The 13310-nt window shown below is 66.8% G+C and carries 10 protein-coding genes; 1 reads left to right on the forward strand and 9 read right to left on the reverse strand.

The window, feature by feature from the left end; all coding sequences use genetic code 11:
• Window positions 1-37 precede the first annotated feature (37 nt).
• Entirely contained in the window at window positions 38-2260 is a 2223-nt protein-coding gene (locus LRR16_RS09855; RefSeq protein WP_232205739.1) for a TonB-dependent siderophore receptor, read from the forward strand.
• A 96-nt stretch (window positions 2261-2356) separates the two neighbouring features.
• On the opposite strand, the gene LRR16_RS09860 is transcribed toward LRR16_RS09855, so the two are convergent.
• The 9 genes from LRR16_RS09860 to phaC all read right to left on the reverse strand — a co-directional run bounded on the left by LRR16_RS09860 (window position 2357) and on the right by phaC (window position 13128).
• Window positions 2357-3292, reverse strand: coding sequence for an Rpn family recombination-promoting nuclease/putative transposase (locus tag LRR16_RS09860; protein WP_232205740.1), 936 nt, complete (start codon window positions 3290-3292; stop codon window positions 2357-2359).
• A 162-nt stretch (window positions 3293-3454) separates the two neighbouring features.
• On the reverse strand, window positions 3455-4696 hold the full coding sequence (locus LRR16_RS09865; protein ID WP_255674092.1) for a cystathionine beta-lyase: 1242 nt from the start codon (window positions 4694-4696) through the stop codon (window positions 3455-3457).
• Window positions 4697-4829: 133 nt separating this feature from the next.
• Window positions 4830-5207 carry a hypothetical protein gene (locus tag LRR16_RS09870; RefSeq protein ID WP_232205741.1) on the reverse strand — a complete coding sequence of 126 codons (378 nt, stop codon included), beginning with the start codon at window positions 5205-5207 and terminating at the stop codon, window positions 4830-4832.
• Window positions 5208-5209: 2 nt separating this feature from the next.
• Window positions 5210-6394, reverse strand: a complete 1185-nt coding sequence (gene bktB, locus LRR16_RS09875; protein ID WP_053821966.1) for a beta-ketothiolase BktB — start codon at window positions 6392-6394, stop codon at window positions 5210-5212.
• A 130-nt stretch (window positions 6395-6524) separates the two neighbouring features.
• Window positions 6525-7937, reverse strand: a complete 1413-nt coding sequence (gene rimO / locus LRR16_RS09880) for a 30S ribosomal protein S12 methylthiotransferase RimO (RefSeq protein ID WP_232205742.1) — start codon at window positions 7935-7937, stop codon at window positions 6525-6527.
• 175 nt (window positions 7938-8112) lie between these two features.
• Window positions 8113-8682 carry a polyhydroxyalkanoate synthesis repressor PhaR gene (phaR, locus tag LRR16_RS09885; RefSeq protein ID WP_023264416.1) on the reverse strand — a complete coding sequence of 190 codons (570 nt, stop codon included), beginning with the start codon at window positions 8680-8682 and terminating at the stop codon, window positions 8113-8115.
• Between the two features lie 433 nt (window positions 8683-9115).
• Window positions 9116-9856 (reverse strand): 3-ketoacyl-ACP reductase, encoded by a 741-nt coding sequence (locus LRR16_RS09890; RefSeq protein ID WP_006577377.1) that lies wholly within the window; start codon window positions 9854-9856, stop codon window positions 9116-9118.
• Window positions 9857-9954: 98 nt separating this feature from the next.
• On the reverse strand, window positions 9955-11133 hold the full coding sequence (locus tag LRR16_RS09895) for an acetyl-CoA C-acetyltransferase (protein WP_006577376.1): 1179 nt from the start codon (window positions 11131-11133) through the stop codon (window positions 9955-9957).
• A 177-nt stretch (window positions 11134-11310) separates the two neighbouring features.
• Window positions 11311-13128 (reverse strand): class I poly(R)-hydroxyalkanoic acid synthase, encoded by a 1818-nt coding sequence (gene phaC / locus LRR16_RS09900; RefSeq protein ID WP_053821969.1) that lies wholly within the window; start codon window positions 13126-13128, stop codon window positions 11311-11313.
• Window positions 13129-13310 lie beyond the last annotated feature (182 nt).

Here is a 13310-nt window from a genome sequence, read left to right on the forward strand (position 1 = left end):
CAACACGTTCGCATAACACCGAAGAGGAAATCGAGCCATGCCCAACCCTCGCCGCGGCCGCCCCGCGCTGACACCGCTGGCGTGCCAGCTGGCCCTGATCGTCGCCGTCGGCGGCGTCACGCCGGCGCTCGCGCAGAACGCCACGCCCACCGCCTCCGCTCCGGCCGCACCCGCCGCCACACCCGCCGCCGCACCCACCGCCACCGCGCAGGCCGAACTGCCGACCGTCCACGTCACCGCCGGCAGCGAGCCCGCCTATCGCGCCCGCGACGCCAGCACCGGCGCCCTCGGCGACAAACCGCTGCAGGACACGCCGTTCTCGGTCTCAGTGGTGCCGCAGGAGCTGATCGAGAACCGCCAGGCGATCACGCTGGGCGACGTGTTCCGCGGCGATCCGTCGGTTGCGCCGATTGGCGACGGCTATATCGGCGAGTCGGCGGGTTTGACGATCCGCGGGCTGCATCTCGATCTGCTCGAGGGCTACAAGATCGACGGCCTCGCGATCCCGAACTGGGGCAGCGACGTGCCGCTCGAACACTTCGAACGCGTCGAGCTGCTCAAGGGCCTGGGCGGCTTCATGTACGGCTTCGGCGCGCCGGGCGGCATCGCCAACTTCGTCACCAAGCGTCCCACCTCGAAGTTCGCCGGCAACGCGACGCTCGGCTATGTCTCGGACGGCGTGCTGCGCGAGTCGATCGACGTCGGCGGCCGCTTCGGCGCCAACGACATGTTCGGCGCGCGCGTCGGCTTCGTGCACGAGGAAGGCGACACCTTCGTCGACGGCGGCCATATCAAGCGCGACTCGGCGTCGGTGGCGCTGGACGCCAGGCTGACCCGCAACCTGCGCTGGTCGCTCGATGGCCTGTACCAGCAGCGCAACGTCAAGGGCGCCTACTACGGCATCATCCCCGGCCAGGACTTCGGCGCGCCGGTGACCGAGTTCGTCAACACGCCTCGCACGCTCGACGGCAGCCAACGCGTGGCCAGCAAGGGCACGTACTACGAGACCGAAATCAAGAGCATCGGCACCGAGCTCAACTGGGGCTTCGCCGACGACTGGAACCTGCGCACCTCGTACCGCTTCACGCAGCAGAACCGCGGCAACGCCGACAGCGCGATCCTGCTGCTGGACAACGCCGGCAACTACGCCGAGAACCAGTACAGCTCGTATTCGCGCTACCACTATCAGCACGCGCAGACGATGGCGACCGGCAAGGTCCGCACCGGCAGCATCGAGCACGATATCGCCGCCGGCCTGTCGTGGCAGAGCCTGGTGCAGAACTGGGGCAGTTTTGCCGGCGGCGGCATCATCGGCTACGGCAACCTGTACGATCCGGGCCAATTCGTGCCGACCGGCCTGCCGCTGTCGCGCGTACCGTCATCGGACGTGCTGTACCGCGCGTCGAAGATCGAGCAGAAGTCGGTCTTCTTCAGCGACACGATCAAGTTCAACGAGCAGTGGTCGGTGCTGGCCGGCCTGCGCTACACCCGCTACGACCAGACCGGCTACACGCCGGAGGGCACGATCTCAAGCACCTACAAGAAGTCGCCGCTGACGCCGACCGTCGCGCTGATGTACAAGCCGGTGCAGCCGCTGACGCTGTACGGCAGCTATGTCGAATCGCTGGAAGCCGGTGGCTCCGCGCCGCTGACCGCGCGCAACGCGGGTGAGGTGTTCGGCCCGCTCAAGAGCCGCCAGTACGAGATCGGCGCCAAGGCCGAACTGGAGGACTGGACCATCCATGCGGCGCTGTTCCAGATCCAGCGCGGCCTGAACTACCTTCGCAACGACAACGTCTACACGCAGGATGGCGAGACCCGCTATCGCGGCATCGAACTGTCGGCGCGCGGCAAGCTCGCGCGCGACTGGACGCTGATGGGCGGCGTCACGCTGCTCGATTCCGAGAATGTCGAGGCCTCGCCAGACGTGCTGGGCAAGCGCGCCTACAGCGCGCCAACCTTCAAGGCCACCGCCTACATCGAGTACGCGGTACCGCCCGTGCCGGGCCTGGTGCTGACCGCCGGCGGCCAGTACGTGTCGAAGATGGCGCTCGAGGCCAACAACAGCAACTGGGTGCCCGCGTACCACACCTTCGATGCGGGCATCCGCTATTCGACGAAGCTGGGCAAGACGCCCGCGGTGTTCCGGCTGGTGGTCGACAACCTGACCAACGAGAAGTACTGGCTGCCCAGCTACGGCTTCATCCTGACCCAGGGCGCGCCGCGTACGGTGCGGGCCAGCGCGACGTTCAGCTTCTGACGTGGTGCCGTCGCGGCAGCAAGACGCAAGCTGAAACGAGAAAGGCGGACCGGTGGGTCCGCCTTGTTGTCGAGCTGGTCCTTGGCCAGCGTCGCGTCAGGCCCGGAAAACGTCCTCGATCACTTCCGCGCGCAGAAGCTGAATGCCCCAGCGCTCGAGTTCCTCAGGGGTCGCGATCTCGATCCGCTGCACAACGGACGTGTGCAGCGAGCCGAAGCGCTCGGCCAACTGCTTTTGCAGCATGCGGGCCTCCCCTTCCTGCCGAGCCTCCTCGCGGAGCTTGTGGGTGAAACGTTGTAGATTGGCACCTACCACTTGCATGTCGACCTCCATCAATTGAAACACCTGATCGGGTGTCAGGACGCTGCCCCGTTGGCCGCACAGCAGTGCCGCGAAGGTATTGGCGAACGCCAGCTTGAGTTTCGGCTCATGCCGCAAGCGCGTCCTGCATTCGATCATCAGCGACACGACAGTATCGTAATCGGCTGCCCGCTCAATGCGAAACAGCAGCGACGCTAGATTGTCATCGGGCAACTGCGCTTCGCTCAATCGGTTGATGTCCAGCAACGTATGTTGCTGGTGCAATTGACACGCTGCCAAGCCATTGGGCAGCGACACAACGACATCGCGGATGTTCGTACATGCGCTCCATGGCGTATCGCCGTTATACAGGACGATCGACAGCGCCGCAGGCACCCTGCGATCCGGCAACACCTGGCCCGCGCGAACAAGCTCCTGGTGCAGCAAAGCCGTATAGGTCGCCATGCGCGGCGCCATGTAGCGATCGATGGTGCTCTGGAATTCGAGCAGCACGTACAGGTGGCCCCATGGATCGCCGGCATCGACACGCCACACCATGTCGCTGGCACGCTGCCGCATGTTGTCGGCGACGTAGTTGCCGGAAACCCGTTCCAGCGTCGAGTAGTCCAGCGCGCGAAGCCAGTCGCTGCGAATGAATTCGCGCAAGAGGTCGCGCATCATTTCCGGCATGGCGAACAACAGCTTGTAGCCGGCGTCGTAGTCCCTGGCCATTGCTTCGTTCAGCGTTGTTGAGATGCCGCAAAGAATGCCTTTGCACGGGACCTCGTGCTGACGAAAAGATGTGCCGTACTTTAGGTTGCAGACGGGATGGGGCGAGCCAGCTTCGCCACGGCGTGATCCGGCTTCCGGACCCTGCAACGGAACGAGGCCCGCTCAACCGACCAGCTTCGCCTCCATCGCCGCCTTCAGATCCGCGATCAGATCGCGCGTATCTTCGAGCCCGATATAGAGCCGCACCAGCTCTCCGGCATCCTGCCAGCCGGCGGGCGGCCAGCTGCCCGCCGGACGCATGGTGGGCACGTGGTATGGCACGGCCAGGCTGTGCGCCCCGCCCCACGACCAGCCGATCGAGAACAGCCGCAGCGCTTCAACGAAGGCATCGACCTGGGCGCGCGGATAGCGCGCGCGCAGCACCACCGCGAACAGGCCGCTGGCCCCCGAGAAATCGCGGCGCCAGAACACATGGCCGGGGCAGTCGGGCAAGGCCGGATGCAGGACTCTCGCCACCTCGGGCCGCTGCGCCAGCCACTCGGCGACCTCGCGCGCGGCGCGGTCATGGGCGGCGAGCCGCACCGGCATGCTCGGCAGCGAGCGCAGCACCAGGTAGCAGTCGTCGGCCGACACGCCCCAGCCCATCAGCATGCGCACGCGCTTGATGCGCTGGTAGAGCTTCTCGTCGCGGCACAGCACCGCGCCCATCAGCACGTCGCTGCCGCCGGACTGGTACTTGGTCAGCGCCTGCACGGACAGGTCGATGCCCTTGTCGAAGGGTCGGAAATAGATGCCGGCCGACCAGGTGTTATCGATCGCGGTCAGCACGCCGCGCGCCTTGGCGGCGGCGACGATCGCCTCGCTGTCGGGCACCTCCATCGTCACGGAGCCCGGGGCCTCCATCCAGATCAGCCGCGTATTGGGCTGGATCAGCTCGGCGATGCCGGCGCCGATCATCGGGTCGTAGGGTCGTACCGTGATGCCGAAATCGCGCGCCAGCCATTCGCCGTGCTCGCGATTGGGACCGTAGACGTTGTACGGCACCAGCACGTCGTCACCGGCCTTCAACAATGCGAAATAGACCAGCGAGATGGCGCCGAGACCGGATGGCAGCAACAGCGCGTGGTTGGCTCCCTCCAGCATCGCCAGATGCTGGCACAGCGCCTCGCTGGTGGGGGTCGCGTGGATGCCGTAGCGCCAGTAGGTGGTGGCGCCGTCGCCATGCGCGCGCAGCTCGGCGAGATTGCGGAACACCACGGTGGAGCCGCGCTGGGTCGGCTGGGAGAAGGAGGCGAAACCGGGAGGAACCTGCAGCGGCGGCTGCACCGCCAGCGTCTGCACGTAGCAGTCGGGCGTTGCGGAGGGATCGTGGTCGTTCGGGGAAGCGGCGTTCGTATCGGTCAGGGGACGGTCGGACACGGCGGATTCCTTGTCTGGCGAGTGCGGATAGAGTCTCCGAGCTTACCAGCAATGGCGCCCGCGCCGCCATGGAACGGATGACCGCTGCGCGGCCCTCCCCGCTTAAGCGCTTGCGCGCTCAGCGCTTCCGGTCTTCGACGATTCCCGAGCGTGGGGGCGGCGGTCCGTAGACCACGCCGCTATTGGGCGTCATGTCGATCGACGGCACCGCGACCACGCCGTCGGGGCCGACATAGACAGGCATTTGCGCGCCGGAGGGATATGGCTGGGGCGGCGGCGTGGCGGGAACGGCGGGCATGCCGCGTGCGGCGTCGCGGTGGCGTTGCGCCGGCGCATGGCCGGTGCCGCTGCGATCGCCACTGCCGGCGCGAGCTGGCGACGCGGTCGACAGGACCGTGTCGCCTGCCGCGGCGGCCGGCACCGGCGAGACCAGCGTGGCCCCCGCCACGACCGCGCCGATCGCTGCAACGAAGCCTGCCCCGCGCCGCCGTTCCATGGTCAGATCCGCTCGAAGATCGCGGCGATGCCCTGGCCGCCGCCGATGCACATCGTCACCAGTGCATAGCGGCCCTGCACCCGCTGCAGTTCGTACAGCGCCTTGACCGTGATCAGCGCGCCGGTCGCGCCGATCGGATGCCCCAGCGAGATGCCCGAACCGTTCGGATTGACCTTCAGCGGGTCCAGGCCGAGGGCCTTGTTGACCGCGCAGGCCTGCGCGGCGAACGCCTCGTTGGCCTCGATCACGTCCAGATCGGCGACCGACAAGCCGGCGCGCTCGAGCGCCTTGCGTGTGGCCGGCACCGGGCCGATGCCCATGGTCTTCGGGTCGACGCCCGCATGGCCGTACGACACCAGCCGCGCCAGCGGCTTCAGGCCGCGCCGCTCGGCGACGCCGCGCTCCATCAGCACGACCGCGGCCGCACCATCGTTCAGGCCCGACGCATTGCCGGCCGTCACGGTGCCGTTCTCCTTGACGAAGACCGGCTTGAGCTTGGACATGTCCTCGGCCTTGGCGTCGTGGCGCACATGCTCGTCGGTATCGAACACGACGTCGCCCTTGCGCGACTTCAGCGTGACGGGAAGGATCTGGTCCTTGAAGCGCCCTTCGCGGATCGCGGCCGACGCGCGGCGATGCGATTCCAGCGCGGCCTCGTCCTGCTGGGCGCGGCTGATGTCGTATTCGCGCGCGACGTTCTCGGCCGTCACGCCCATGTGGATCGAATGGAAGGGGTCGTGCAGCGCGCCCAGCATCATGTCGAGCAGCTTGGCGTCACCCATGCGCGCTCCCCAGCGGGCAGCGGGCGCCAGATACGGCGCGCGGCTCATGCTCTCGGCGCCGCCGCCGATGGCGACGTCGGCATCGCCCAGCATCACGGTCTGCGCCGCGCTGACGATGGCCTGCAGGCCGGAGCCGCACAGCCGGTTGACCGTCAGCGCCGGGGCGTCGATCGACACGCCGCCCTCGACCGCCGCGACACGCGCCAGATACATGTCGCGCGGCTCGGTCTGAATCACGTTGCCAAACACCACGTGGCCGACCTCGTCGCCCTGCACGCTGGCGCGGGCCAGCGCCTCGCGCACCACCATCGCGCCAAGCTCGGTCGGCGACAGGTCCTTGAGGCTGCCGCCGAAGGTTCCGATCGGGGTCCGTACGCCGCTGACCACCACCACTTCACGGGTCATGTCTGTCTCCATTGGGTAATGTTGCACCGCAAAGTATAGCCCTGCGGTCCATTTTCCGAACGATCGTACTTTTACCTAATGTCGGTGGCGATCCGTGCGGCGGCCGGTACGGGTCGGCGCGCCGGCGGCGTTACACCACCGCCTCGCCCCACAGATCGTGGCCGTCGGCGCCGGTAATGCGGACCGAGACGAACTCGCCGGTCTTGTAGCGCTGGTACGGCTTCGCGGGCGGATCGATATAGACCAGACCGTCGATCTCGGGCGCATCGGCGGCCGAGCGGCCGATGCCGCCGTCCTGGTTGACTTCGTCGACCAGCACGCGCAGCGTCTGGCCGACCTTGCGCTGCAGGCGGCGGGCCGAGACCTCCTCGGCGACTTCCATGAAGCGCGCGCGGCGCTCCTCGCGGACCTCGTCCGGCAGCGCGCCGGGCAGGTCGTTGGCGGTGGCGCCCTCGACCGGCGAATAGGCAAAGCAGCCGACGCGGTCCAGCTCGGCCTCGGCGATGAAGTCGAGCAGCGTCTGGAACTCGGCCTCGGTCTCGCCCGGGAAGCCGGCGATGAAGGTGCTGCGGATGGTCAGGTCCGGGCAGATCTCGCGCCAGGCGCGGATCCGCTCCATGGTCTTCTCGGCGTTCGCCGGGCGCTTCATCCGCTTGAGCACATCCGGATGCGCGTGCTGCAGCGGCACGTCCAGATACGGCAGCACATGGCCGTCGTTCATCAGCGGGATGATTTCGTCGACATGCGGATACGGATAGACGTAGTGCAGCCGCACCCAGGCACCGTACTCACGCGCCAGTTCGCCCAGCGCGCCGACCAGTTCGGTCATCCGCGTCTTCAGCGGACGGCCGTTCCAGAAGCCGGTACGGTACTTGACGTCGACGCCGTAGGCACTCGTGTCCTGCGAAATGACCAGCAGTTCCTTGACGCCGGACTTGAACAGGTTCTCGGCCTCGAGCATCACCTCGGCGACCGGACGCGACACCAGGTCGCCGCGCATCGAGGGGATGATGCAGAACGAGCAGCGGTGATTGCAGCCCTCGGAAATCTTCAGGTAGGCGTAGTGCTTGGGCGTCAGCTTGATGCCGGCGGGCGGCACCAGATCGACGAAGGGGTCGTGCGGCTTGGGAAGGTGCGTGTGCACCGCCTGCATGACCTCGCCGAGCGCATGGGGGCCGGTGACGGCCAGTACCTTCGGATGCACGCTGGTGACGATATCGTTGCCGCCGGCGTCCTTCTTGGCGCCAAGGCAACCGGTGACGATGACCTTGCCGTTCTCGGTCAGCGCCTCGCCGATCGCGTCCAGGCTCTCCTGCACCGCCTCGTCGATAAAGCCGCAGGTATTGACGACCACCAGATCGGCACCGTCATAGGTGCCGCTAATGGCATAACCCTCGGCACGCAGCTGGGTGATGATCTGTTCGGAATCGACGAGGGCCTTGGGGCAACCGAGTGATACGAAGCCCACCTTCGGCGTGGTGGAGGCCGCGCCAGTGACGGCGCCGGCGGGAGACGAGGACGGAGAGGACGACTGAGACGACATGGATTTCGCGGTGTGGGGGGCCGCGCCTTCGGGTGGCGCGCGCGGTCTTGGGCCGCGACCTGCCATCCCGAAGACGGCCGTGGCGGCGGAACGACCGCGATTCTACCCCGAGACCACCGCGTCGGCAGGCGGGCGCTCTGGCCCGCCGCGACTGCAGTTCAACGACAGGCGGCGTTCAGCCCTGGCCGGTCTTCTTGTTGTTGTCCGGCTGGTTGAACGGGAAATTGCCGAACATGTTCTTGGCCTGGTTCTGCATCTGCTCCTGCATCTGCACGAACAGGTTCTTGCTCTGCTCGATGTAGTTGCTCATCATGCCCTGCATCATCGGCGCCTGCATGTTCATGAATTGCGACCACATGTCCGGGCTGAAGGCTTCGCCCGAATACAGGCCCTTCGAGTTCTCGGCCAGCTTGTTCTGGATGTCGATGAAGGCCTGGATGTTCTTCTCCAGGTAGGTGCCCATCATGCCCTGCATCGCATGGCCGTAGAAACGGATGATCTGCGACAGCATCGCGCTGGAGAACATCGGCACGCCACCGGTTTCTTCCTCGAGGATGATTTGCAGCAGGATGCTGCGGGTCAGTTCGTCGCCCGACTTGGCGTCGACGACCTTGAACTCCTCGTTGTCCATCACGAGCTGCTTGACATCGGCCAGGGTGATATAGGTGCTGGTCTGCGTGTCGTAGAGCCGGCGATTGGGATATTTCTTGATCAGTCGCTCTGCGCCTTTCTTGGTGGTGGCCATCGGTGCTCTATCCTTTTGTAGTCCGCTGCCGGTGCGCTGACGCCGCGGCCCGTGCTCGTGCGGCACGGTCGATCGGTTCGCTGTTGCACCGCATGCCGTGCGGTGCGCAATCCGGCAACGCTTGCGGCGCGGGGCCGATCCGCCGGCCAAGGCGCGATCCGCGTCGTATTTCTCGATGTCCCAAATTGGTGCCGGCGGCGTTGATGCCCTGATTCTATGCTTAACAAGGCACTGTGAAAAGGCGCGGGCGCTAAGGAAAACCCGCAAGTAAACGCGCGAAATCGCCGGGTAAAAGCGGGAAAAACGAAGTATCGGCGCGCGACGCGAGCGGGCGCCGGCACCGTGCTGCGGCGCGTCCAACGCAGCGCAGCACCGCCCGGCGCCATGTCGGCGTCGGGCGGGCAGCGGGCCGGAGCGGTGCCGGCCCGCTCGGTCAGCCCATGTGCAGGCCGCCGTTCAGCGAGAAGTCGGCACCGGTGGCAAAGCCGGATTCCTCCGACGCGAGCCAGGCGCAGATCGAGGCGATCTCCTCCGGCTGGCCCAGGCGCTTGACAGGGATCGTGCCGACGATCTTGTCGAGCACGTCCTGACGGATCGCCTTGACCATGTCGGTGGCGATATAGCCCGGCGACACCGTGTTGACCGTCACGCCCTTGGTCGCGACTTCCTGCGCCAGCGCCATCGTGAAGCCGTGCAGGCCGGCCTTGGCGGTCGAGTAGTTGGTCTGGCCGAACTGCCCCTTCTGCCCGTTGACCGACGAGATATTGATGATCCGGCCCCAGCCGCGATCCGCCATGCCGTCGATCACCTGCTTGGTGACGTTGAACAGCGAGGTCAGGTTGGTGTCGATCACCGCGTCCCAGTCGGCGCGCGTCATCTTGCGGAACACCACATCGCGCGTGATGCCCGCATTGTTGATCAGCACGTCGACCTCGCCGACCTCCGCCTTGACCTTGTCGAACGCCGCCTTGGTCGAATCCCAGTCGGCCACGTTGCCCTCGGAGGCAATGAAGTCGAAGCCGAGCGCCTTCTGCTGTTCCAGCCAGCGCTCACGGCGCGGCGAGTTGGGGCCGCAGCCCGCGATCACGCGAAAGCCGTCCTTGGCCAGGCGCTGGCAGATCGCGGTGCCGATGCCGCCCATGCCGCCCGTTACGTATGCAATGCGCTGAGTCATATCCACTCCTGATCAGATTCTTGTTATCGACGCCGGCGCGCCGGTCGGACGGCGCCATGCCGTCCGCATTGAAACCGCGCGTGCCGGCCCACCCCTCCTCACCGTTCCACGGCGAGCGCCACCCCCATGCCGCCGCCGATGCACAGCGACGCCAGGCCCTTCTTCGCATCGCGCCGCTTCATTTCGTGCAGCAGCGTCACCAGAATGCGGCAGCCTGACGCGCCGATCGGATGGCCGATCGCGATCGCGCCGCCATTGACGTTGACCTTGTCGGTGTCCCAGCCCATCTGCTTGTGCACTGCCAGCGCTTGCGCGGCGAACGCCTCGTTGATCTCCATCAGGTCCAGGTCCTGCACGCTCCAGCCGGCGCGCGACAGGCAGCGCTGCGAGGCCGGCACCGGGCCCATGCCCATGACCTTCGGATCGACGCCGGCGTTGGCGAACGCGCGGATCGTGGCGAGCGGAGTCAGGCCCAGCTCGCGCGCCTTGGCGGCCGACATCACAACCACGGCGGCGGCGCCATCGTTGATGCCCGAGGCATTGGCCGCGGTCACGGTGCCTGCCTTGTCGAAGGCCGGCTTCAGGCCGGCGATGCTCTCGAGCGTGGCGCCGTGGCGAACGAACTCGTCGGTGGCGAACGCCACCGGTTCGCCCTTGCGCTGCGGGATCATCACCGGAACGATTTCCTCGTCGAAGCGCCCGGCCTTCTGCGCGGCCTCGGCCTTGTTCTGCGAGCTGACCGCGAACTCGTCCTGCGCCTCGCGCGAGATACCGTATTCCTTGGCGACGTTCTCGGCGGTGATGCCCATGTGGTACTGGTTATAGACGTCCCACAGGCCGTCGACGATCATCGTGTCGATCAGCTTGGCATCGCCCATGCGGAAGCCGTCGCGCGAGCCGGGCAGTACGTGCGGCGCCGCGCTCATGTTCTCCTGGCCGCCGGCCACGACGATCTCGGCATCGCCGGAGGCGATCGCATTGGCGGCCAGCATCACCGCCTTCAGGCCCGAACCGCACACCTTGTTGATCGTCATCGCCGGAACCATATGCGGCAGTCCGGCCTTGATCGCGGCCTGGCGCGCGGGGTTCTGGCCCGAGCCGGCGGTCAGCACCTGGCCCATGATCACTTCGCTGACCTGCTCCGGCTTGACGCCGGCGCGCTCGAGCGCGGCCTGGATGACGATGGCGCCCAGCTCGGGGGCCGGCACCTTGGCCAGCGAGCCGCCGAATTTGCCTACCGCGGTGCGCGCGGCCGATACGATCACAACGTCAGTCATGTTCAGTCCTCTCAATGGAATGCGGATACTGCGGATTCAGGTTGTCGATGCGGATGTCGATGCGAGGGGGCGGAAAAGGCAGCGGCCGAGTCGGTCTCCCATGAAGGGTTCGCCTTCGGTGACGGTTGAGCTCGTTGGCAGCCCGGCGCTCTCCCCCTCTCGCGTTGCCCCGGTTCTCTAAGCCTTGGCCTTGACGTAGCGGCCAGGCGCCGGCTCGATGGCCGGATAGTCGCGGCTGCCGTACTGCGTCGGTGCCGCCTTTTTCGCGCCAGCGTGCTTGCCGAGCCAGGCAAACCAGTCCGGCCACCAGCTGCCGGGCGCCTCCGTGGCGCCGGCCAGCCAGTCGTTCGGGCTGTCGGGCAGGTCTTCGTTGAGCCAGTGGCTGCGCTTGTTCTTCGCCGGCGGATTGATGACGCCGGCGATATGCCCGGACGCGCCCAGCACGAAGCGCAGGTCATTGGACAACAGCCGCGTCGACGCATACGCCGCGGTCCACGGCACGATATGGTCCTCGCGCGAGCCGTACAGATAGGTCGGCACGTCGATCTTGCCGAGGTCGACCGGCACGCCGCAGACGGTCAGCTTGCCGGGCACCTTCAATTCGTCCTGCAGATAGGTGTGGCGCAGATACCAGCAATACCAGGGTCCCGGCAGATTGGTCGCGTCGCCGTTCCAGAACAGCAGGTCGAACGGCACCGGCGTGTTGCCCTTCAGATAGTTGTCGACCACGTAGTTCCAGACCAGGTCGTTCGGCCGCAGGAACGAGAACGTGTTGGCCAGCTCGATGCCGCGCAGCAACGCGCAGGGCGCACCAGCCGCGCCGCCGAGCGTGGCTTCGCGCAACTGCACGTGGGCTTCGTCGACGAAGACGTCGAGCACGCCGGTGTCGGAGAAATCGAGCAGCGTGGTCAGCAGCGTCAGGCTCTGCGCCGGACGTTCGCCGCGCCCTGCCATCACCGCCAGCGCGGTCGACACGATGGTGCCGCCCACGCAGAAGCCGAGCACATTGATGCGCGGCTGCCCGCTGATGGCACGCGCGACCTCGATCGCGCGGATCGCGCCGTGCTCGATATAGTCGTCCCAGGTACGCGCCGCCATGCTCGCATCCGGATTGCGCCACGACACCAGGAACACGGTATGGCCCTGCTCGACGATGTGGCGGACCAGCGAGCTCTCCGGCTGCAGGTCGAGGATGTAGTACTTGTTGATGCACGGCGGCACCATCAACAGCGGCCGTGCATGGACCTTGGCGGTCAGCGGCTTGTACTGCAACAACTGGAAGTATTCGTTCTCGTAGACCACCGCGCCCTCGGTGACCGCGACATTGCGGCCCACTTCGAAGGCCGACTCGTCGGTCTGCGAGATCTTGCCGCGCGTCAGGTCCTCGAGCATGTTGCGCAGCCCCGCGCGCAACGATTCGCCGTTCGATTCGATCAGGCGCCGCTGCGCCTCCGGGTTGGTCGCGAGGAAATTGGCCGGCGACATCGCATCGACCCACTGCGTCACCGCGAAGCGGATGCGCTGCCGCGTCTTCGCGTCGGCCTCGACGGCATCGGCCATCTCGCTCATCGCGCGCGCGGTCAGCAGATAGAAGGCCGCGGCGTAGCGATACGGCGCGTTGCTGCGCCAGGCATCGCCGGCGAAGCGCCGGTCGGTCAGCTGCACCTGCTGCTGGTCGCCGGCCGCCATCGCGCGCCACAGGTCGGTGAAACCCTGCATGAAGCGCTGCTGGATCTCGGCGAGCTGCGCCGGGGCAATCTTGATGCCGGGAAATGCAGCGCCGGGGAATCCGGCACCAGGGAAGGCGCCGCCGGGGAAGCCGCCCAACGCCGCGAACGCTTCCGCGCCCGGCATGCCGCCGGCCGCGCGGCCATTGGCCTGAGCCTGCCTGGACCACTCCAGCCATGTCGCTGGATCGAATGGCCCCGGCGTCGATGAAAACGGTGTGGTCTTTTCTTCCTGTCCGGAAGCTGCCGCGCCTTTGCCGGTCGCCATGATGTCGTGTCTCTCTGCCGTCTAATGGTAAGCCGGCCCGGAACGCGTTCAGCGATTCGCTCCGGGAGAACCGGCACGCGTCGCGCTCCTCCGGCCACGGAGCGCGTGCGGTATGCTTGCCGAATGACGGCCAGCGCGCTTTCCACGGCATACCGTGGTGCGGGGCGCTGCGGGCCGCACAG

Origin of the sequence: Cupriavidus sp. UGS-1 (genome assembly GCF_021213615.1) — a bacterium.
Lineage (GTDB): Bacteria > Pseudomonadota > Gammaproteobacteria > Burkholderiales > Burkholderiaceae > Cupriavidus.

Bases quoted from the DNA above. Each gene is read 5' to 3' on its own strand.
- bktB (WP_053821966.1), bottom strand. From the start codon at position 6,394: ATGACCCGTGAAGTGGTGGTGGTCAGCGGCGTACGGACCCCGATCGGA.
- LRR16_RS09895 (WP_006577376.1), bottom strand. From the start codon at position 11,133: ATGACTGACGTTGTGATCGTATCGGCCGCGCGCACCGCGGTAGGCAAA.
- LRR16_RS09860 (WP_232205740.1), bottom strand. From the start codon at position 3,292: ATGGCCAGGGACTACGACGCCGGCTACAAGCTGTTGTTCGCCATGCCG.
- LRR16_RS09890 (WP_006577377.1), bottom strand. From the start codon at position 9,856: ATGACTCAGCGCATTGCATACGTAACGGGCGGCATGGGCGGCATCGGC.
- phaC (WP_053821969.1), bottom strand. From the start codon at position 13,128: ATGGCGACCGGCAAAGGCGCGGCAGCTTCCGGACAGGAAGAAAAGACC.
- phaR (WP_023264416.1), bottom strand. From the start codon at position 8,682: ATGGCCACCACCAAGAAAGGCGCAGAGCGACTGATCAAGAAATATCCC.
- rimO (WP_232205742.1), bottom strand. From the start codon at position 7,937: ATGTCGTCTCAGTCGTCCTCTCCGTCCTCGTCTCCCGCCGGCGCCGTC.
- LRR16_RS09870 (WP_232205741.1), bottom strand. From the start codon at position 5,207: ATGGAACGGCGGCGCGGGGCAGGCTTCGTTGCAGCGATCGGCGCGGTC.
- LRR16_RS09855 (WP_232205739.1), top strand. From the start codon at position 38: ATGCCCAACCCTCGCCGCGGCCGCCCCGCGCTGACACCGCTGGCGTGC.